Source organism: Burkholderia sp. LA-2-3-30-S1-D2, from assembly GCF_001523915.2.
Classification (GTDB): Bacteria; Pseudomonadota; Gammaproteobacteria; order Burkholderiales; family Burkholderiaceae; genus Burkholderia; species Burkholderia diffusa.
Window position 1 is genome coordinate 2017693 of record NZ_CP013383.1, and the last position, 19639, is coordinate 2037331.

Annotated in this window: 20 protein-coding genes; 12 read left to right on the plus strand and 8 right to left on the minus strand. The window is 66.0% G+C overall.

Annotation, left to right across the window (positions count from 1 at the left end; all coding sequences use genetic code 11):
- Positions 1 to 335 precede the first annotated feature (335 nt).
- Together WS66_RS09270 and polA are read right to left on the minus strand one after the other, a co-directional pair.
- Entirely contained in the window at positions 336 to 1670 is a 1335-nt protein-coding gene (locus WS66_RS09270; protein ID WP_059601719.1) for an NAD(P)/FAD-dependent oxidoreductase, read from the minus strand.
- A 279-nt stretch (positions 1671 to 1949) separates the two neighbouring features.
- On the minus strand, positions 1950 to 4703 hold the full coding sequence (gene polA / locus WS66_RS09275) for a DNA polymerase I (protein WP_059601717.1): 2754 nt from the start codon (positions 4701 to 4703) through the stop codon (positions 1950 to 1952).
- A 1-nt stretch (position 4704) separates the two neighbouring features.
- On the opposite strand from polA, the gene WS66_RS09280 reads away from it, so the two are divergent.
- Together WS66_RS09280 and WS66_RS09285 are read left to right on the plus strand one after the other, a co-directional pair.
- Positions 4705 to 5463: a TIGR00730 family Rossman fold protein gene (locus tag WS66_RS09280; RefSeq protein ID WP_059601715.1), complete on the plus strand. Its 759-nt coding sequence runs from the start codon at positions 4705 to 4707 to the stop codon at positions 5461 to 5463.
- Positions 5464 to 5853: 390 nt separating this feature from the next.
- Positions 5854 to 6144 carry a hypothetical protein gene (locus WS66_RS09285; protein ID WP_059601712.1) on the plus strand — a complete coding sequence of 97 codons (291 nt, stop codon included), beginning with the start codon at positions 5854 to 5856 and terminating at the stop codon, positions 6142 to 6144.
- Positions 6145 to 6298: 154 nt separating this feature from the next.
- Here the strand turns inward: WS66_RS09285 and WS66_RS09290 are convergent, their stop codons facing one another.
- Positions 6299 to 6955: an FMN-dependent NADH-azoreductase gene (locus WS66_RS09290; protein ID WP_059601710.1), complete on the minus strand. Its 657-nt coding sequence runs from the start codon at positions 6953 to 6955 to the stop codon at positions 6299 to 6301.
- Between the two features lie 113 nt (positions 6956 to 7068).
- Here WS66_RS09290 and WS66_RS09295 point away from each other — a divergent pair, with 113 nt between their 5' ends.
- Entirely contained in the window at positions 7069 to 7920 is an 852-nt protein-coding gene (locus WS66_RS09295; RefSeq protein WP_059601708.1) for a LysR substrate-binding domain-containing protein, read from the plus strand.
- A gap of 144 nt (positions 7921 to 8064) precedes the next feature.
- Here the strand turns inward: WS66_RS09295 and WS66_RS09300 are convergent, their stop codons facing one another.
- Together WS66_RS09300 and WS66_RS09310 are read right to left on the minus strand one after the other, a co-directional pair.
- On the minus strand, positions 8065 to 8364 hold the full coding sequence (locus tag WS66_RS09300) for a helix-turn-helix domain-containing protein (protein ID WP_059601860.1): 300 nt from the start codon (positions 8362 to 8364) through the stop codon (positions 8065 to 8067).
- A gap of 246 nt (positions 8365 to 8610) precedes the next feature.
- The gene (locus WS66_RS09310) at positions 8611 to 10137 is read right to left on the minus strand and encodes an AMP nucleosidase (protein ID WP_059601858.1); all 1527 of its coding nucleotides are present in this window, start codon (positions 10135 to 10137) and stop codon (positions 8611 to 8613) included.
- 140 nt (positions 10138 to 10277) lie between these two features.
- On the opposite strand from WS66_RS09310, the gene WS66_RS09315 reads away from it, so the two are divergent.
- The 5 genes from WS66_RS09315 (at position 10278) to WS66_RS09335 (ending at position 13748) form a co-directional block, all read left to right on the plus strand.
- Positions 10278 to 10676, plus strand: a complete 399-nt coding sequence (locus tag WS66_RS09315) for a hypothetical protein (RefSeq protein ID WP_059601706.1) — start codon at positions 10278 to 10280, stop codon at positions 10674 to 10676.
- Between the two features lie 107 nt (positions 10677 to 10783).
- Entirely contained in the window at positions 10784 to 11782 is a 999-nt protein-coding gene (locus tag WS66_RS09320) for a homoserine kinase (RefSeq protein WP_059601704.1), read from the plus strand.
- Positions 11773 to 12582 carry a BPSS1780 family membrane protein gene (locus WS66_RS09325; protein ID WP_059466514.1) on the plus strand — a complete coding sequence of 270 codons (810 nt, stop codon included), beginning with the start codon at positions 11773 to 11775 and terminating at the stop codon, positions 12580 to 12582. Before WS66_RS09320 ends, WS66_RS09325 begins: the two co-directional genes overlap by 10 nt.
- Before the next feature lie 140 nt (positions 12583 to 12722).
- Positions 12723 to 13175 carry a MarR family winged helix-turn-helix transcriptional regulator gene (locus WS66_RS09330; protein WP_059601701.1) on the plus strand — a complete coding sequence of 151 codons (453 nt, stop codon included), beginning with the start codon at positions 12723 to 12725 and terminating at the stop codon, positions 13173 to 13175.
- Positions 13176 to 13328: 153 nt separating this feature from the next.
- The gene (locus tag WS66_RS09335; RefSeq protein WP_031399791.1) at positions 13329 to 13748 is read left to right on the plus strand and encodes an organic hydroperoxide resistance protein; all 420 of its coding nucleotides are present in this window, start codon (positions 13329 to 13331) and stop codon (positions 13746 to 13748) included.
- A 108-nt stretch (positions 13749 to 13856) separates the two neighbouring features.
- On the opposite strand, the gene WS66_RS09340 is transcribed toward WS66_RS09335, so the two are convergent.
- On the minus strand, positions 13857 to 14033 hold the full coding sequence (locus tag WS66_RS09340; RefSeq protein WP_069228557.1) for a DUF3563 family protein: 177 nt from the start codon (positions 14031 to 14033) through the stop codon (positions 13857 to 13859).
- Positions 14034 to 14114: 81 nt separating this feature from the next.
- Positions 14115 to 15224, minus strand: coding sequence for an extracellular catalytic domain type 1 short-chain-length polyhydroxyalkanoate depolymerase (locus WS66_RS09345; RefSeq protein WP_059601699.1), 1110 nt, complete (start codon positions 15222 to 15224; stop codon positions 14115 to 14117).
- A gap of 249 nt (positions 15225 to 15473) precedes the next feature.
- Here WS66_RS09345 and WS66_RS09350 point away from each other — a divergent pair, with 249 nt between their 5' ends.
- The 4 genes from WS66_RS09350 to WS66_RS09365 all read left to right on the plus strand — a co-directional run bounded on the left by WS66_RS09350 (position 15474) and on the right by WS66_RS09365 (position 18603).
- Complete coding sequence (locus WS66_RS09350) at positions 15474 to 16169, plus strand: phosphatase PAP2 family protein (RefSeq protein WP_059601697.1); 696 nt, start codon at positions 15474 to 15476, stop codon at positions 16167 to 16169.
- Positions 16170 to 16309: 140 nt separating this feature from the next.
- A complete protein-coding gene (gene modA, locus WS66_RS09355) occupies positions 16310 to 17107 on the plus strand; it encodes a molybdate ABC transporter substrate-binding protein (RefSeq protein ID WP_059601695.1) in 798 nt (265 codons plus the stop codon).
- 10 nt (positions 17108 to 17117) lie between these two features.
- Positions 17118 to 17795: a molybdate ABC transporter permease subunit gene (gene modB / locus WS66_RS09360; protein ID WP_059601856.1), complete on the plus strand. Its 678-nt coding sequence runs from the start codon at positions 17118 to 17120 to the stop codon at positions 17793 to 17795.
- A gap of 106 nt (positions 17796 to 17901) precedes the next feature.
- Positions 17902 to 18603: a sulfate/molybdate ABC transporter ATP-binding protein gene (locus WS66_RS09365; RefSeq protein WP_059601693.1), complete on the plus strand. Its 702-nt coding sequence runs from the start codon at positions 17902 to 17904 to the stop codon at positions 18601 to 18603.
- A 173-nt stretch (positions 18604 to 18776) separates the two neighbouring features.
- Here the strand turns inward: WS66_RS09365 and WS66_RS09370 are convergent, their stop codons facing one another.
- Positions 18777 to 19622 (minus strand): TOBE domain-containing protein, encoded by an 846-nt coding sequence (locus tag WS66_RS09370; protein ID WP_059601691.1) that lies wholly within the window; start codon positions 19620 to 19622, stop codon positions 18777 to 18779.
- Between the last annotated feature and the right edge of the window lie 17 nt (positions 19623 to 19639).

A 19639-nucleotide genomic window follows, 5' to 3' on the forward strand; every position in this document is an offset into this window, starting at 1 on the left:
GCGGCGGTTGGCACCCCGCCGCAAGCGGAAACCCGGACAAGATGCCCAATAATCCGTTGTCGCGTCAACTGTCAGATGTGTAAGACTCGATTACGACGGTGTCATACGGTGGCATCCAACGGTATCGACAACCGCGGCGCCCCGGCCCGGCAAGTCCATGCGGGGCACGCATGTGGCGAGCGCCGTCGCGCGCTCGAATGTCCACGGATTGAAACGAAACGATGCGCAATAAACAGGCCGGTGCGCGAATCCGGGGTCAACCGCACTTGAAACGACAACGGGCAGGAAACGCGCTCGATACGCGTTCCCTGCCCGTCGGAGCACGAACCGCGCGGTCAGTGCAGCTTGACGCGCGGCAGCGTCGTGCGGCGCAGCCAGTGCGCGAACGTATCGAGCATCATGCGCGGATAGCCGTGCAGCGCCGCGATGTGCAGGCGGTACAGCGACATGTACATGAAGCGCGCGAACAGCCCTTCGATCAGCATGTTGCCGCCGATCAGGCCGCCCATCAGGTTGCCGACCGCACTGAAGTGACCGAGCGACACGAGCGAACCGAAATCGCGATATGTGAACTCGGGCAGCTGACGTCCGTCGAGCCGGCAGCCGATCGCCTTCAGCAGAAAGCTCGCCTGCTGGTGCGCGGCCTGCGCACGCGGCGGCACGTTGCGCTCGTTGCCGGGCCATACGCATGCCGCGCAATCGCCGAGTGCGAAGACGTTGTCGTCGGTGAAGGTCTGCAGTGTGCGACGCACGTCGAGCTGGCCGAGCTTGTTGACCTGCAGGCCGTCAAGATTCGACAGCACGGACGGCGCCTTGATGCCGGCCGCCCAGACCGTGAGATCCGCGCGCACCGACTTGCCGCTCGCGGTATGCACGAAACCCGGCGCGACCTCGGTCACGCGCTCCGCAAGCATCAATCGCACGCCGAGCTTTTCGAGCAACTCGGCCGTTGCGGTCGATACGCGTTCCTGCAGCGCAGGCAGAATCCGCGGCCCCGATTCGATCAGCACGATGCCGACGTCGTGCTGCGGGTCGAGCTTGTGCAGCCCATAGACGGACAGCACCTGCGCGGTGTTGCGCAGTTCCGCGGACAACTCGACGCCCGTCGCGCCACCGCCGACGATCACCACCTGGATGCGCGGCTCGTCCGGCGCTCCCGGCGCGGGCTGCGCCGGCGCCTGGTGCTCGGCGCGCATGCACGCGGCGATCAGGCGCTTGCGGAAGCGCTCGGCCTCGCCGACCGTATCGAGCGCAATCGCGTTTTCGGCCGCGCCCTGCACGCCGAAGAAATGCGTCGTGCTGCCGATCGCGATCACGAGCGTGTCGTATTCCAGGTCGCGCGCCGGCAGCAGCTCCTCGCCGTCGCTGTCGTTGACGGGCGACAGGGTGATGCGCTTCGCCGCGCGATCGAGCGACGTCAGTTCGCCCTGCTGAAACTCGAAGCCATGCCAGCGCGCCTGCGCCGCGTATTCGAGTTCCTGCGTGAACGGGTCCATGCTGCCGGCCGCGACTTCGTGCAGCAATGGCTTCCAGATGTGGGTCGGATTGCGGTCGACGAGCGTGACAAGCGCACGCGCGGGACGATTGCCGCGCGCGCTGTAACGATCGCCGAGCCGCGTCGCCAGTTCCAGGCCGCCCGCGCCTCCGCCTACGATGATGATCCGATGCATCCGATTCCCCCTTTGCGATTCGAAACTGCTGCCGCCGGACGATGCAGACGCGATGCGTTCGCGCCGCCCGCTGGATTAACCGGTTCGGACATCATCGATGTGCAGTTCGAAACACTTCGATGCGCCGATCCCGGAACGCGGGGCGCGCTGCCCCCGCGACAATGACCTGACTGACATGCATTGTCCGGGAGCTTGCGCGTTGACCACAAGCAAACCATCTCGATATTCAGCATCCCTGCAACAATATGCCGCGGGACGCGGGAATCACGCGGGGGTGCGTCAGTGTGCCTCTTCCCAGTTCGCGCCGGCACCCACTTCAGCGACCAGCGGCACCTTCAGCTTCGCCACGCCGCACATCATTTCCGGCAGTTTCTCGCGCACGAGCGACAGTTCGTCGTCGGGCACCTCGAGCACCAGTTCGTCGTGCACCTGCATGATCATCCGCGATGCGAGGTGGTCGCGCGTGAGCCAGTCGTCCACCGCGATCATCGACAGCTTGATCAGGTCGGCAGCCGTGCCCTGCATCGGTGCATTGATGGCCGCACGTTCAGCGGCCTGACGGCGCGGGCCGTTGCCGCCGTTGATCTCCGGCAGCCACAGGCGGCGGCCAAAAACGGTTTCGACATAGCCCTTTTCCTTCGCGGCCGCACGCGTGTCCTCCATGTACTGCGCGACGCCCGGGTAGCGCGCGAAATAGCGGTCGATATACAGCTTCGCCGCATCGCGCGTGATGCCGAGGTTCGACGCGAGGCCGAACGCGCTCATCCCGTAGATGAGCCCGAAGTTGATCACCTTCGCGATCCGGCGCTGGTCGGAGTTGACTTCCAGCGGCGTCACGCCGAACACTTCGGCGGCCGTTGCGCGGTGGATGTCCTCGCCCTGCGAGAACGCGCGCAGCAGCGACGCGTCGCCCGAAATGTGCGCCATGATCCGCAGTTCGATCTGCGAATAGTCCGCCGACACGATGCGGTGACCCGGCGACGCGATGAACGCCTCGCGGATCCGCCGGCCCTCGGCCGTGCGCACCGGAATGTTCTGAAGATTGGGATCGTTCGACGCAAGGCGGCCCGTTACCGCGACGGCCTGCGCGTAGTTCGTGTGCACGCGGCCCGTTGCGGGATTCACCATGCGCGGCAGCTTGTCGGTGTAGGTCGACTTCAGCTTCGACAGCCCGCGATGCTCGAGCAGCAGCTTCGGCAGCGGGTAATCCTCGGCCAGCTTCTGCAGCACTTCTTCGTCGGTCGACGGGGCGCCGCTCGGCGTCTTCTTCACGACCGGCAACTGCAGCTTCTCGAAGAAGATCTGCCCGATCTGCTTCGGCGAGCCGAGATTGAATTCGCCGCCGGCCAGTTCGTACGCCTGCCCTTCGAGCTCGATGAGACGCGTCGCGATCTCGCTGCTTTGCGCCTGCAGCAGTGCGTCGTCGATGAGCACGCCGGTGCGCTCCATCTTGCGCAGCACGAGCGACACCGGCATCTCGATCTCGCGATACACACGCTCGAGGCCCGGTTCGCGCGCAACCTGCGGATACAGCGCATGATGAAGCTGCAGCGTGATGTCCGCATCTTCGGCGGCGTACGCGGCGGCCTGCTCGAGCGCCACTTCGTCGAAGCCGATCTGCTTCGCGCCCTTGCCGGCCACGTCTTCATACTTGATCGTCTTGACGCCCAGATGACGCAACGCGAGGCTGTCCATGTCGTGCGTGCGGTGCGATTCGAGCACGTACGATTCGAGCATCGTGTCGTGCTCGATACCGTTCAGCGCGATGTCGTAGTTCGCGAGCACCTGCGCGTCGTACTTCAGGTGTTGGCCCACCTTCTTGCGGTCGGCCGATTCGAGCCACGGCTTCAGGCGCGCGAGCACGTCGTCGATCGGCAACTGCTCGGGAAGATCGGGGCCGCGGTGCGCGACCGGAAGATACGCGGCCTTGCCCGGCTCGATCGAAAACGACAGGCCGACGAGCCGCGCGGTCATCGGATCAAGCGAGGTCGTTTCGGTGTCGAACGCGGTCAGTGCGGCCGCATCGATCTTCGCGAACCATGCATCGAACTGTTCCCAGGTCTGGATCGTGTCGTATTCACGGACGATGTCCGCCGCGACCACCTGTGCCGGCTCGCCTTCCGGCGCGTCGGCGCCGCCGCCTTCGGCGGGCGCGCTGTCGACTTCGCGCAGCCACGTCTTGAAGCCATAGCGCGCAAAGATGTCGCGCAGCAGGTCGCGTGCTTCGCCATCGCTCTTCAGCGACGCTTCGATCGATTCGAGATGCGGTGCGAGATCGCAGGCCGTGTCGACGGTCACGAGCTTGCGGCCGAGCGGCAGGAAGTCGAGCGCGCGGCGCAGGTTGTCGCCGACCACGCCCTTGATCTCGCCTGCATGTTCGATCACGCCGTCGAGGCTGTCGTATTGCGACAACCATTTCACGGCTGTCTTCGGCCCGCATTTCTCGACACCGGGCACGTTGTCGACGGTGTCGCCGATCAACGCGAGATAGTCGATGATCCGCTCGGGCGGCACACCGAACTTCTCGATCACGCCGCCGCGATCGAGCGTCTCGTTGGTCATCGTGTTGACGAGCGTGACGTGATCGGTGACGAGCTGCGCGAGGTCCTTGTCGCCGGTCGACACGATCACGTTCATCCCGTGCCGCTCGGCTTCGCGCGCGAGCGTGCCGATCACGTCGTCGGCCTCGACGCCCTCGACCATCAGCAGCGGCCAGCCGAGCGCTCGTACCGCGCCGTGAATCGGCTCGACCTGCAGTGCAAGATCGGGCGGCATCGACGGACGGTTTGCCTTATAGTCGGCATAAAGGTCGTCACGGAACGTCTTGCCCTTTGCATCGAACACGCAAGCGCTATACTCTGCACTGACTTCCTTGCGCATACGGCGCAGCATGTTGATGATTCCGTAGAGCGCTCCGGTCGGCTCCCCGCCAGGGCCACGCAAATCAGGCATCGCATGGTAAGCCCGATACAGATAGCTCGAACCGTCAACCAATAGCAGGGTCTTACCTTCCAGATTTCGTTCTTCAGGCATTATGAACAAGAGAAAAGTGATTCCGAGTCTGCGTTCGCTCGCAGATCAAGAACGCGCGACGGCCAAGAAGGCGCGCGCATCGTGGCAGATGTTCACGATTATGGCAGAGTTTATCGAGGCGACCGAGTACCTGTCGGAGATCCGACCGGCCGTCAGCATCTACGGTTCTGCCCGTCTCAAGCCCGACACGCCGCACTACAAGCTGGCCGTGCAGATCGCGCGCAAGCTGTCCGACGCGGGCTTCGCTGTGATCTCCGGCGGCGGCCCCGGCATCATGGAAGCCGCGAACAAGGGTGCGCACGCCGGCAAGGCGCCGTCGGTCGGCCTGAACATCGAGTTGCCGCACGAGCAGGCGGGCAACCACTACCAGGACATCTCGCTGCGCTTCCGCCACTTCTTCACGCGCAAGGTAACGTTCGTGAAGAACTCCGACGCGGTGATCGTGATGCCGGGCGGCTTCGGCACGCTCGACGAACTGTCCGAGGTGCTCACGCTGATCCAGACGAAGAAGTCGCGCCTCGTGCCGATCATTCTCGTGGGTAGCACGTTCTGGCAGGGGCTGCTGCAATGGTTCCGCGACCAGCTGATTCCGATGGGCCTCATCAATCCGGAAGACATGGATCTGATGCAGGTGATCGACGATCCCGACCAGGTGCTCGACGCCGTGCTCGCGTTCTACGAGGACAGCGGCGAGGAAGAAGGCGCGGACGGCGAAGACCATCCGCCGCGGCCCGAAGAAGACCGCATGTTCTATCTGTAATTCGATCGGTGCGATGGCCGGCCTCGCGGCCGGCGTCGCGTCTCCCGCGCGGCAGGCACGGTAGTTCCGCCACCCGTCGCGCGTCATTTTGTAACGCCGTATTAATCCCGCCGCGCAGCCGCGCGCCGGCGAATGTCAAATCCGGGCAGCCTGCATCGCGCAATGCGGTCGACGCCTCCCATGCGTGGCCCGCCATTGTCAAATCATGCGGCCTGTCATCGATCCGGCCGGCGCACCTGACGTCAATCCGACGTAACAAACCCGTCTCGCCTTTTTCGCGTGGCGCCTGCACACTGCATCTCGTCGGCGTGGCGTCCCCCGGTGGAACGATCCCCCCTCGCGTCCATCGCGTCGCGCCGGCCTTTTGACAACGACATCACGGAAAACAACATGAAACGCTCGCTGATCGCCCTCGCCTTCGCCGGCCTCGGTCTTTCGCTGTCCGGCCTCGCCCAAGCCGTCAACGTCGACGTCAACATCGGCACGCCCGCGCCGGTCGTCGTCGCGCCCGCGCCTGTCGCGGTCGCTCCGGGGCCTGCGGTCGTGATCGGCTGGCACGGCGATCGTTACTGGGACGGCCGCCGCTACTGGGAGCGTCGCGAGTGGGAAGATCATCAGCGCCATCGCGGTCACGGCGGCTACCATTGCCCGCCGGGACACGCGAAGAAGGGTGAGTGCTGAGCATCTGAGTGCGGGGTCGATCGGGGTCGCGCACCGCAGGACAAAGAACAAGGCCGCACGTGAACGAAAGTTCGCGTGCGGCCTTTGTCGTTACGCCCGCGGCTTGCGCGGCATTCGCCCGTCGGTGCTCGGCGGTCTCCAGCCATTGGCCAGTTCAGCCATCAACCGAAGCCGATGCTGATGCTGCGTGTACCAGCGTCACCGCCCGTTTGCGCGCAGCCTCTCTGCCCGCGTGATCGACTTCAGGTCCGAACAGCGTTTTCTCGACGATGATCGATTCGATGTCGGTGATACCGATGAAGCGCAGCCACGCTTCAAGAAACGGTCGCTGAAAATCGAACGACTCGGCAGGCGTGCTCGATTGCCTTGAATAGTCGAGGCCTCTCGCATAGATCACGACTGCTTTCTTGCCGTTCAGCAATCCCGCTAACCCACGCTCGTCGAATGAGAAGAGGACGCCGCGGTGGGACACGGCGTCGATGAAATGCTTGAGCTTGTATGGGATGGAAAAATTCCACAGCGGCACGGAGAACAGCAGCGTATCCGCGTCGTGCATCCGCTGCGCCAGCTGCCGGAAACCTGCCCACGCTTGCTGCTGGCCTTCGCTGAGCGGTGTACCGCTCAAGTCCGCGTATTTGGCATCGAGCGCATCGCCGTCGAGCTCCGGCAATGGCGTCGCCCACAAGTCGAGCACGTCGACCCGACGCTCCGGATGCGCGTTGCGCCAGGCTTCCAGATACGCGCGCGCAACGTCGAGTGATGCGGACCGCGACTTGCGCGGGGAGGATTCGATATGCAGCAAGGTCGACATGAAACGACTCCTGACGGGTTGACGGCCCTCATCAGAACATAGTTCGATTCAAAATATAAACGAAGTATCATCGCGGTACTCAGTAGCATTCGCACTGTATTTCGGGGCATGTCATGTTCGATACCGTTTTGCTGCGCTCTTTCGTGGCCGTCGTCCAGGAAGGCGGGTTCACGCATGCCGCGGCCCGTCTGAATCTGACGCAGTCCGCGGTCAGCGCGCATCTGCGGCGCCTGGAAAAACAGACCGGCCGTGACCTGCTCGTGCGCACCACGCGCTCGGTCACGCTCACGGTGGACGGCGAACTGCTGCTGGGTTACGCGCGCGCCATCCTCGCGCTTAATCAGGACGCGCGCGCGCAACTGCTACGCGAACCGAGTGCAGGCGCGATCCGCGTGGGGCTGTCGGAAGACCTCGCCAATGTCAGGCTGATGCATGTGATACAGGCGTTTGCCGTGCGGTACCCGCGCATCGCATTCAGCATCAGAGTCGGTATCCCGGGCGAATTGCTCCAGGCGCTGGATCACGGTGAACTGGATGTGGTGATGGGTGGACGCTGCCATGACGGGCCCACCGGACGCGTGCTCTGGCGCGAGCCGCTTGTGTGGGCCGGTGCAGATTGGATGACGCTCACGCCTGGCGTACCGGTGCCGATTGCGCTGCTGCCGGAACCCTGCCCGTATCGTGAGGCCTCGCTGGCAGCACTGGCCCGCGCGGGCGTGGATTACCGGATCGTGCTCGTGTGCCCGAGCGGTGCCGGCCTGTGCGCCGCCGCGCACGCGGGCTTTGCGGTGACACCGATCGTGCACACACAACTTGCGCACGGCTTGCGTGCGATCCCGCCGGATGCCGGCCTGCCGGCCCTGCCCGATGTCGAATTCACGATGTTCGCGGCGCCGGGCGCGTCGACCAGGGTTGTCGACGAACTGGGCAACGCGATCGTGCTGGCATTCGCGCACAAAGGATGACCACGGTCATCGCGGCGACACGGTTGGGATTTTCGCGGCCAGAAGCATACGCATCGTCATCGGTTCACGAAATTCCACGAAGAACCCTAAAAAAGCCGCCAGCACCGTAGTGTCTGGCGGCTTTCTTTCGCGGCTGACCGCGCGTCAGAAATCGAGCTGCGCGGCCGTGATGCCAAGCGCGGCGGCGACCTTCTCGCGCGTCGACTTGCGCAGCTTCTCGCTTCGCTCCTGCTGCGCGTATGCGGACTGGCTGATGCCGAGTCGGGCCGCGATATCGGCCTGCGTCAGTTTCAGATGTTCGCGCCATGCGCGCAGGGGCGTCGCCCCGTCAATTGTGGCGCTGATCACTTCGTGCTGCGCCATGTAGTCCGCGTAGGGGATCACCACAAAGGCCGGTGCTCCGTCCGACCCGTTGATGATTCGGATGTTGGTACGTGCGTTCAGATCGGCACGCACTTCCACGACCTGTGGGCGAAAGCACTGACCGATCTGAAGCGGCAGCGGGGGGCCGCGGCAGCGCATTCATTGGCCGGCCACACGACCGAAAGCATGACGGCGCACCACACGAAATCACGTGAAGTAGAACGCGTTCAACCCGTTCCATTGACACGTTCAAGTTAGACACCGCCGCCCATGTTGGACGCGAAGGCTCCCCGGATCATCCGGGGAGCCTTATACCGCAAGGGCTTATTACTGAAACGCCACTTCCGCGAAGCTCCGAAGTTTGCGGCTATGAAGCTTGTCGAGCCCGTTCGTGCGCAGAATCTCCATCGCCTTCACGCCGATCTGCAGATGCTGGTCGACCTGGCCGCGATAGAACGTGTCGGCCATGCCCGGCAGCTTCAGCTCGCCATGCAGCGGCTTGTCCGAGACGCACAGCAGCGTGCCGTACGGCACGCGGAAACGGAAACCGTTGGCGGCGATCGTCGCACTTTCCATGTCGAGCGCGATCGCGCGGCTCTGCGACAGCCGCTGCACGGGCTCGCGGTGATCGCGCAGTTCCCAGTTGCGGTTGTCGACGCTCGCGACCGTGCCCGTGCGCATCACGCGCTTCAGTTCGGCGCCTTCGAGACGGGTGACCTCGGCCACGCCGCGTTCGAGCGCGAGCTGTACTTCGGCGAGCGCAGGGATCGGCACCCACAGCGGCAGGTCCGCATCCAGCACGTGATCCTCGCGCACGTAACCGTGCGCGAGCACGTAGTCGCCGAGGCGCTGCGTGTTGCGCAGGCCCGCGCAGTGACCGAGCATCACCCAGGCATGCGGACGCAGCACCGCGATGTGATCGGTGATCGTCTTCGCGTTCGACGGACCGACACCGATGTTGACCATCGTGATCCCGCTGCCATCCGCGCGCTTCAGGTGATACGCGGGCATCTGCGGCAGCCGCGGCGGCGCGGCGCCCTCGGCCGGCTCGCTGCCGAGGTTCGCGTTGTACGTGATGACGTCGCCCGGCTCGACGAACGAACTGTACTGGCTGCGGTACGCGCGCACGTCGGGATCGGTGCTTTCCGTCATCAGCGTGCGGCCGAGCTTCACGAATTCGTCGATATAGAACTGGTAGTTCGTGTAGAGCACGTAATTCTGGAAGTGCGTGGGCGATGTCGCCGTGTAGTGACGCAGCCGGTGCAGCGAGAAGTCGACGCGCGCCGCGGTAAACAGCGCGAGCGGATGCGGCTCGCCGGGTGCCGGCTCGAACGTGCCGTTGACGATGCGGTCGTCGAGGTACGACAGGTCGGGCGTGTCGAAGATGTCGCGCATCGCGAGCAGCCGGTCGCGGTCGAGCTCGCCTTCGAGGTGAATGCCTTCGGGAAACGCGAAGTGAACCGGAATCGGCTGCGACGACACGCCGATCTCGATCTTCACATGGTGGTTCTTCGACAGCAGGCGCAGCTGCTCGCGATAGTAGTTCGCGAACAGGTCGGGACGCGTGACGGTCGTCTCGAACACGCCGGGGCCCGCGACGAAGCCGTACGAACGGCGCGAATCGACGTGCGTGTTGACGTCGGTGCGAATCCGCACGAACGGGTAGCACGCGCGCACGTGCTCGGTGATCGATTCATGGCGGCGATAACGCGCGAACGCGTCGCGCAGGAAGCCGGTATTGGTGTCGTAGATGGCCGACAGCCGCGCGACGGCGGCGACGGAATCGTCGAATGCTTCGACGGGCGGGCTCTCAGGCGTCAGCACCCGATGCCGGCGGCTCAAATCGTTCTTCATTTTCATCACCTCGTCTGATCGGACGACATTACCACGGAACCCGGTCACGCTCATGGCCGCCCGCTCGCACGCCGCTTGCACGCGAGGGCCGGGCCGCGCGCAGTATTTGCTAAAATCCAAAGGTTCACTGGAGACTCATCATGAAGCCGCTCATTCTCGTCGCCGCTGCCGCCGTGCTCACTGGCACGTTTGCCGCCGCCTACGCCGCCGGCGGCACGCCCGACGCCGACACGCAGGCCCGGGCCGAGGCCAACGAAGCCGCCGGCCTGCCCGATCTCCGCAAGATCAACCGGCCCGGCGCCGAAGTCACGTCGAAAGTCGACTTCGCCGACATTCGTCGCACGCCGAGCTTCCATGAAAAGAGCAAGAACGGCACCGAGGTCACCGAGTATCGCGATCGCGGCAAGCCGGTCGAGATCGACGTGAAGTCGAACTTCGGCACGCGCTACCAGATGAGCTCGACGCTCGACACCTCGCCGAAGCCGCATGACGCGGGCGTCCCGATTACGCGCCTGCCGTCGGTCAACCTCCGCTACTGATTTCCTGCCGCGCCGCGTCGATCCCGACGCGGCGCGCCGGCTTTCCCTTCACCTCCTGTCGCGCCGCATGCCGCGCGCGTGCCGACAACTGACCAGACGCATCTCGCATGGCCGTTTTCACCGCTGTTTCCGACTCCGATCTCGCGCAATGGATGCGCCACTACGAACTGGGCGACGTGCTGGCGTTCCGCGGCATTCCGTCCGGCATCGAAAACAGCAACTTCTTCCTGACGACGACGCGCGGCGAATACGTCCTGACGATCTTCGAAAAGCTGACGGCGGAACAGCTGCCGTTCTACCTGGACCTGATGCGCCATCTGGCCAGCCACGGCGTGCCGGTGCCCGATCCGGTCCCGCGCGACGACGGCGCGCTGTTCGGCGAACTGCACGGCAAGCCGGCGGCGATCGTCACGAAGCTCGACGGCGCCGCCGAACTCACACCGGGGGTCGAACACTGCATCGAAGTCGGGCAGATGCTCGCGCGCCTGCACCTCGCGGGGCGCGACTATGCGCGCCACCAGCCGAACCTGCGCAGCCTGCCGTGGTGGCAGGAGAACGTGCCGGCGATCGTGCCGTTCATTTCCGACGCGCAGCGCACGCTGCTCGAGGACGAACTCGCGCACCAGACCGCGTTCTTCTCGTCGGACGACTACGCGGCGCTGCCGAGCGGCCCGTGCCACTGCGACCTGTTCCGCGACAACGTGCTGTTCGCGCACGCGGCGCCCGGCACCGGTCACGACATCCGGCTCGGCGGCTTCTTCGATTTCTATTTTGCGGGCTGCGACAAATGGCTGTTCGACGTCGCGGTGACCGTCAACGACTGGTGCGTCGACCTCGCGACGGGCGTGCTCGACGTCGCGCGCGCGGACGCGCTGCTGCGCGCGTACCAGACGGTCCGGCCGTTCACGGCCGAGGAGCGCCGCCACTGGAGCAACATGCTGCGCGCGGGCGCGTACCGCTTCTGGGTGTCGCGCCTGTACGACTTCTACCTGCCGCGCGCGGCCGAAATGCTCAAACCGCACGACCCCGGTCATTTCGAACGCATCCTGCGTGAGCGTATCGCCCACACGCCCGCGCTTCCCGAGACCCATACCGCATGCAACTGATCGAAGTGCCCGCGAAAGCGGGCTATGTCTGGTTCCGTCAAGGTATCTGGCTGTTCCGCCGGAACCCGCTCGCGTTCATCACGCTGTTTTTCACGTACCTGCTGGCGATCACGCTGGTGTCGATGGTGCCCGTCATCGGCGCGGCGCTGCCGCTGCTGTTCATCCCCGGCATCGCCGTCGGCTTCATGGCCGCGTGCCGCGACACGGTGGCCGGCAAGCCGGTGATGCCGACGATCCTCATCGACGGCTTTCGCTCGTACGGCTCCGTGACGACGCAGCGGCTGCTCGTGCTCGGCGTGGTCTACGTCGCGCTGATGGTGCTGGTGTTCGCCGCATCGTCCATCGTGGACGGTGGCGGGCTGCTCACCATGATGCTGGGCGCGACGAGCGAAACGAGCCCGACGCCGGAAGCGCTTGCCGCGCAAGGCACGCTCGGCGCCCTGCTGCTGGCGACGCTGCTCTACGCGCCGGTCGCGATGTTGTTCTGGTTCGCGCCGGTGCTCACCGCGTGGCACGACATCCCGCCCGCCAAGGCGCTGTTCTTCAGCATCGTCAGTTGCTGGCGCAATCGCGGCGCATTCGTGGTGTACGGGCTGCTGTGGTTCGGCGTTGCGCTCGGCACGTCGTTCGGCCTGTCGCTGCTGCTGCAAGCGCTCGGCGCCGGCGCCTACGTGCTGACGATCATGATGCCGGTGACGATCATCATCGTGACGATGATGTACTGCTCGTTCTATGCGACCTATCGCGGCTGCTTCGGCGTGCAGGAACCAGGGGCCGCAACGCCCGCCTCGGGCCGTTGAGCCGGGCCATTGACGCAGACTCGGCCGGCGCACGCCGCCGGCCGCCCCAACCTTCACGCTGCCCCCTGTTCAATCGAATCCGTTGCGCGCAAAATAATTTGCATGCAAATCATTAGCGCGTCCGCCGCGCCACCCGAATCATGGACCGCCTGCCCCCGCTGCCCCAGACGCTCGACGAGCAACTGTGCTTCGCGCTCTATTCGACTTCGCATGCGATGACGAAGGCATACAAGCCGCTGCTCGACAAGCTGTCGCTGACCTATCCCCAATATCTGGCGATGCTCGTGCTGTGGGAACGTGACGATATCGCGGTGAAGGATATCGCCGCCCGCCTCGACCTCGACCCGGCCACCGTCACACCGCTGCTGAAGCGGCTCGAGGCGCTCGGCTACGTCGAACGCGTGCGCAGTGCGACCGACGAGCGCGTCGTGAACGTGCGCGTGACGACGGAAGGCCGAGCGCTGAAGCTCAAGGCGCGCTCGGTGCCAGCCGATCTCTTTTGCGCGATGCAGCAAACGCCCGAGTTCCTGGTCAGGCTGCGCGCGGATCTCCAGCAATTACGCAACGCACTGTCGGCCGCCAACGAAGGCTGACGGCACGTCGATCTCAAACATGCCCGGCACTGCCGGGCTTTTTTCCAAATTTCATTTGCACACAAATCATTTGTGTTCTATATTTCTTTCGTGGCCGGCGACACCCCGTCCGACCGGACCGCTTCCTACCATTCTTCCGACAGGAGCTGCACCATGAACATTCTGTACAAGACCAGCGCCACCAGCACGGGCGGCCGCGACGGCCGCGCGGTATCCGCCGACAACAAGCTGGAAGTGAAGCTGGCCGCGCCGCGCGAGCTCGGCGGTACGGGCGCGGAAGGTACCAACCCGGAGCAGCTGTTTGCCGCAGGTTACTCGGCTTGTTTCCTGAGCGCGATGAAGTTCGTCGCCGGCCAGAACAAGCAGGCGCTGCCGGCCGACACGCAAGTGACCGCGGAAGTGGGCATCGGCCCGAACGACGCCGGCGGCTTCGGGCTCGACATCGAACTGCGCGTGTCGCTGCCGGGGCTCGACAAGGCCGACGCACAGGCGCTGGTGGACAAGGCGCACCACGTGTGCCCGTACTCGAACGCGACCCGCAACAACGTGCCGGTGCGCCTGACGGTCGTCTGACGCAACGCGCGGCGCCGAATGCAAAAAGGGCGTGTGCGGCTGCTCGCCACACACGCCCTTTTGCGTGATTCGCCGGGCCGGCTGGTGAGCCGGCCCGCGCTGCGCTGCTTAACGCGAGCCGAACGAGAACGGACGGTTCATCGCCGCTTCGCGATCGATCTTGCGCATGCGGAATTCGAGATCGTAGATGTCGGTTGCTTCGGCCAGATAGGCATCGGCGCGCTCTTTCGCGGCCTTTTCAGCGTTCTTGGTCAACATCAGGAAGAGGTGGCTCAGCAGGTACATGTTTGATCTCGCAATCCAAAGGTTCTTTGACTAGGGTTTTCCCGAATTATAGGGAAAACCCTAGGCTTTGGCCAGCGTCGATCAGACGGTGCGTCGTTCGGTCGCCACAGTGCGCCGATTTTCTTCGAAAAATGACCAGATCATCGCGCTCGCATCGGGACCGACCGCCGCATGAAACGGCACCGCTTCGTCACCGCCCGCCCAGGCATGATCGAGCCCTTTCACGTGACAGAGCCGCACGATCGACTCGCCATCGCGACGCACGTCGGTGATCTGCGCGCCAGCCTCGCGCGTTTCCACACGCTCGCCGCCGCGCAGTGCGCCGCGGCTGTCCGCGAGCCCGTTCAGGCGCATGAACTGCACCATCAACTGGTCCGCATTCTTCGGCGCGACGACATGGTCCCGGTCGCCCTGCACGATCAACACGGGCATGCCCGGATACGCCCCCGCATCGACCAGCGTGTCGACCACCGCGGCCGGGTTCTGCCGCAGGCCGCGCCGCATCACGTCCATCGCGCTGATCCCGGAATTCGCCTCGCCGAGCGCGGGGCCCGAGTGCAGCGCCACAGCCGCGAAGCGATCCGGGTGGTGCAGCGCGAGCAGTGCTGCCAGGCCCGCGCCGGCCGACAGCCCGGCGACATAGACGCGCGATGCGTCGAAGCCGTGCTCGTCGACGAGGGCGTCGACGAGCGAGGCGGCCGCGTCCGCCTCGCCGCGCCCCGCGCGGTCGGTGTCTTCGTACCAGTGCCAGCAGCCGTGCGCGTGCGCGCGCAGCGACTGCTCCGGATACAGCACCGCGAAGCCATGCTTGTCGGCCAGCAGGTTCATCCGGGTGCCCTGCGCGAACTCGTCGACCGATTGCTGGCAGCCGTGCAGCATCACCACGAGCGGTATCGCACCGCGCCGGCGGCCAGGTGGAACGTACAGCCCGTAGGCGAGCTGCTGGACCAGGCGACCGAGCGCGGGCGCCATCGGATGCTCGCCGCGCGTCCACTCGCCGGCCGCCCATGCAGCCGCGCGCGGCCGCACGCGCGACTCACGCGGCGGGGACAGATCGGTTGCGGCGGGCGACGCGGCGGCCTCGAGCGTATCGCGCGCGATACGCTGTGCATCACGTGCCGCTCGTTTGGCAGCCGGAGACAGCATACGTTTCATGCCGCCCAGCCATACCTTCGTCAGACTTTTGGTCATCGATCGGGCTCGCGTTCAGGAAAAATAGGGATACAACACTCGGTGGATCGTTCGACTTTGTGCAATGCACCATAGCATTGTTTATGGGATTTTTCCTGCACGCGGATAGTTCCCCCGCGGCGCAAAAAACGGGCCTCGAGCATACGCGGCGCTATACTGGGGTTTAGCCGCTTGTATCCGTTGTAGTCGTTCTCTCCGGCTCGTGCGTTGATTTAAGCATTCGTCCCGCCTCTGCTCGTTCCTCTCCCGATGTTCGACCTGTCCTCTCACCTGTGGATCACGATCACCGCGTTCGGTGGCGCCGGACTGACCTTGCCGCTCGCGATCACGATCGCCGTGTGGCTCGCGCTCGGCTACTCGTGGCAGCGCGCGGCCGCGTGGCTCGGCGTGCTCGCCGTCGCGATCGGGGTCGTCGCGCTCACCAAGATCGCATTCCTCGGCTGGGGCGTCGGCATCCGCGCATGGGACTTCACGGGATTCAGCGGCCACGCGATGCTGTCGACGTCGGTCTATCCCGTCGCGATCTTCCTCGCGCTGATCCGCACGCGCACGACGGTGCGGATCGCCGGCATCGCGCTCGGGCTCGCGGCCGGCATCGCGGTCGGCGTGTCGCGCGTCGCGCTCGACGCGCATTCGCCGTCCGAATCGATCACCGGCTGCATCGTCGGCGCGATCGCCGCGCTGGCATTCATCGCCGGCTCGTGGCACGCAGTGCCGCACCGCTGGTCGGTGCCGGCGGTCGTCGTGAGCCTCGCGCTCGTCACCGTCGCGCTGCACGGCGTCACGGTGCCGTCGCATCGCTGGGTCACCAGGGTGGCGCTGGAATTGTCGGGGCACGAGCGGCCGTTCGTCCGCGCCCGCTGGAAAGCCAATCCCAACTACCGGCCCGCATATCAGCCGTCGTCGCTGCACCGCACCGGATCGCCGCCGTTGCTGCACGCGTGACGGGCCGCGCGCACGTCATTCCCGTCGCCATTCAGGCCTGAAGATTTCATGCGCGCGGTCGCATGAACGGTATGTCGAGCGTTATAACCCGCCCTATATTACGATTACGGTTCCAACCATTCCATTCGAACGACCAGTCCATGCGCTCAACCGTCCGCCCGCTTCGCCGCACCCTGCTCCGCCTGCTGCCGCTCGCCGCGCTTGCCGCAGCCGTCTCGTTCAGCGGGCCGGCTTCCGCTGCCGACGAACTGGTCGTGTCGGCGGCGGCAAGCCTGACGAATGCGTTCAAGGCCGTCGGCGATGCTTATCAGAAGCAGCATCCGGACACCAAGGTACTGTTCAACTTTGGCGCGTCGGACGTGCTGATGCAGCAGATCGCCAAGGGCGCGCCGGCCGACGTGTTCGCATCGGCCGACCAGAAGGCGATGGATCGTGCGGTCGGCGAAAAGGTCATCGTGCCGGGTACGCGCCGCGATTTCGCGGCGAACTCGCTCGTGATGATCGTGCCGGCCGACAGCGACGTCGCCGCGCCGACGTCGCTGAACGACCTGACGGCGCCCGGCGTGAAGCGCATCGCGTACGGCGACCCGGCGTCGGTGCCGGTCGGCCGTTACACGGAAGGCGCGCTGCGTGCGGCACGCGTATGGGACGCCGTCAGCGCGAAGGGCGTGCTGGCCGCCAACGTGCGCCAGAGCCTCGATTACGTCGCACGCGGCGAAGTCGACGCCGGCTTCGTATTCGGCACCGACGCGGCGATCATGCCGGGCCGCGTGAAGGTGGTGCTGACCGTGCCGACGCAGACGGCCATCACCTATCCGATCGCGGTGGTCAAGGACAGCCGCCATGCCGCACAGGCGCAGTCGTTCATCGACTTCGTCGCGTCGCCGCAGGGCCAGGCCGTGCTGGCCACGTTCGGCTTCAAGCCCGCGGGCAAGTGAGCGCAGCATGATGCAGGACGCCTGGGTGCCGCTGCTGTTGTCGCTGAAGGTCGCCGGCTGGGCGACCGCGCTCGACATCGTGCTCGGCGTCGCCGCCGCCTTCCTGCTCGCGCGCTGGCGCTCGCCGATGCGCGACGTGGTCGATTCGCTGCTGACGCTGCCGCTCGTGCTGCCGCCGACGGTGCTGGGCTATTACCTGCTCGTGCTGCTCGGCCGGCGCGGCGTGTTCGGCGCATGGCTCGACAAGCTCGGCATCGAACTCGTCTTCACGTGGCAGGGCGCGGTGATCGCATCGATGGTCGTCGCGTTCCCGCTGATCCTCAAATCGGCGCGCACGGCGTTCGAAAGCGTCGATCCGCATCTCGAGCGCGCGGCACGCACGCTCGGGCTCGGCGAAGCCGCGGTGTTCTTCCGCGTGACGCTGCCGCTCGCCACGCGCGGCATCCTGGCCGGTGCGCTGCTCGCCTTCGCGCGCGCGCTCGGCGAATTCGGCGCGACGCTGATGATCGCCGGCAACCTGCCCGGCCGCACGCAGACGCTTTCGGTCGCGATCTATGCGGCGGTGCAGGCCGGCGACGACAGCACGGCCAACTTCCTCGTGCTGGTGACGTCGATCACCTGCGTGCTCGTGCTGCTCGCGACCGGCTGGCTCGTGCCGTCGCGCGCCGGGCGGAGCCAGCTGACATGACGCGCCTGCCGCATCCGTACCGCCGCGCCTCACGGGTCGCGGCAAAACGCCTTGCCGTCGCGCGATCGGCTTCCCGCACGCGCGGCGCGGCACGACGGAGACCGGCATGAGCGTCGCCGTCGACATCCGCAAGACCTACATGAATGCGGAGCGCCGCTTCACGCTCGACGTGTCGTTCACGGCCGCCACGCAGCGCGTGGTGCTGTTCGGGCCGTCCGGCGCAGGCAAGAGCATGACGCTGCAGGCGATCGCCGGCCTGCTGTCGCCCGACGAAGGCACGATCGCGCTGAATGGCGAACCGCTGTTCGATTCCGCGCGCGGCATCGACGTGCCGACCCGTGCGCGCCGCGTCGCCTACCTGTTCCAGGACTATGCGCTGTTTCCGCACCTGAACGTGCGCCAGAACATCGCGTTCGGGCTCACGTCGGGCCTGCGCAATCCGCGTGCGAAGACCGTGCCGCCCGAAGTCGCATACTGGCTGCATGCGTTCGAACTCGACACGCTCGCCGGGCAATTCCCGTCGCAGCTGTCGGGCGGACAGAAGCAGCGTGTCGCGCTTGCCCGCGCACTGGTCGCGCAGCCGCGCATCCTGCTGCTCGACGAACCGTTCGCGGCACTCGACGGCGCGATGCGCCAGCGCATGCGCCACGAGCTCGCCGAACTGCAGGCGCGGCTCGATATCCCGATGGTGCTCATCACGCACGACCCCGACGACGTCGCCGCATTCGGCGACCAGGTCGTGCAATTGAGCGAAGGACGCGTGCAGGCCGCCACGCCGCACGCCGAGTGGCCGACGCGCGTCACCTGATCGCGCGAAGGCGGTGGCCCAAGCGGCCACGTTTGACCTGAGAGAAGCCGCACTGGCGGCACAAGCTGAAAACGGGATCGAAGCCGGCGCCTCGCGTACGTTGGGCGGCGCCGGTTTCGCCTCGCCCGCCCACGGTCATCGCCGGAAACGGCCCACACCGCCGCCGCGCGCGATCAGCCCGTCACCGCGAGAATCACGCTCGATGCCTTGAACAGCGCGATCGCACGCCGGCCGGCGTCGAGTTGCAACGCCCCGACGCTGTCGTTCGTGACCACGGCCGTGAGCGTCCCGCCGCCGTCGAGCGCCAGCGTCACCTCGCTGTTCACCGCGCCCGCCGCGACGGTTCCGACCGTCCCGTGCAACTGGTTGCGTGCGGATACCTTCAGCGACGCTTCGGCTCCGCCTTCGTCGTCGACGGCCAGCACGACCCACGACGCCTTCACGAGCGCGCACGCATCCGCGCCCGGCCGCAGGCCGAGCGCATCGGCGCTTTCGTGCGTCAGCACCGCGACGATCACCTGCCCGCCGGGCAGCACGAGCGTCACCTCGTCGTTCACCGTGCCGCGCACGATCGACTCGACCTTGCCGAACAACTGGTTGCGCGCGCTCGTCTTCATCCCGATCCGGCCGATCAGTGCCCAGTCGACGTCGAAACCGGACACCGCCGCGCTCGCGGCGTCGATGAAGCGGCGATGCTCGCGCTCGATCGTGCGGAACGCGGCGATCAGCGACGTTGCGCGCGGCGTCAGCGTCGTGCCGCCGCCGCCCTTGCCGCCCGTCGAGCGCGTCACGAGCGGCTCGCCGGCCAGGTTGTTCATCGTATCGATCGCATCCCACGCGGCCTTGTAGCTGAGGCCGACGGCCTTCGCCGCGCGCGTGATCGACCCGGTGTCGCCGATCGCGGCGAGCAGCGCGATGCGGGTGGCGCCGCCGAGCGTCTGCTCGCCCGCGCGCAGCCACAGTTCGCCGCCCAGCTCGAGCGGTCCGGCAGAAGAGGAAGGAGGCGACGCGTCGCTCATCGGTCTGTCTCAAGAAA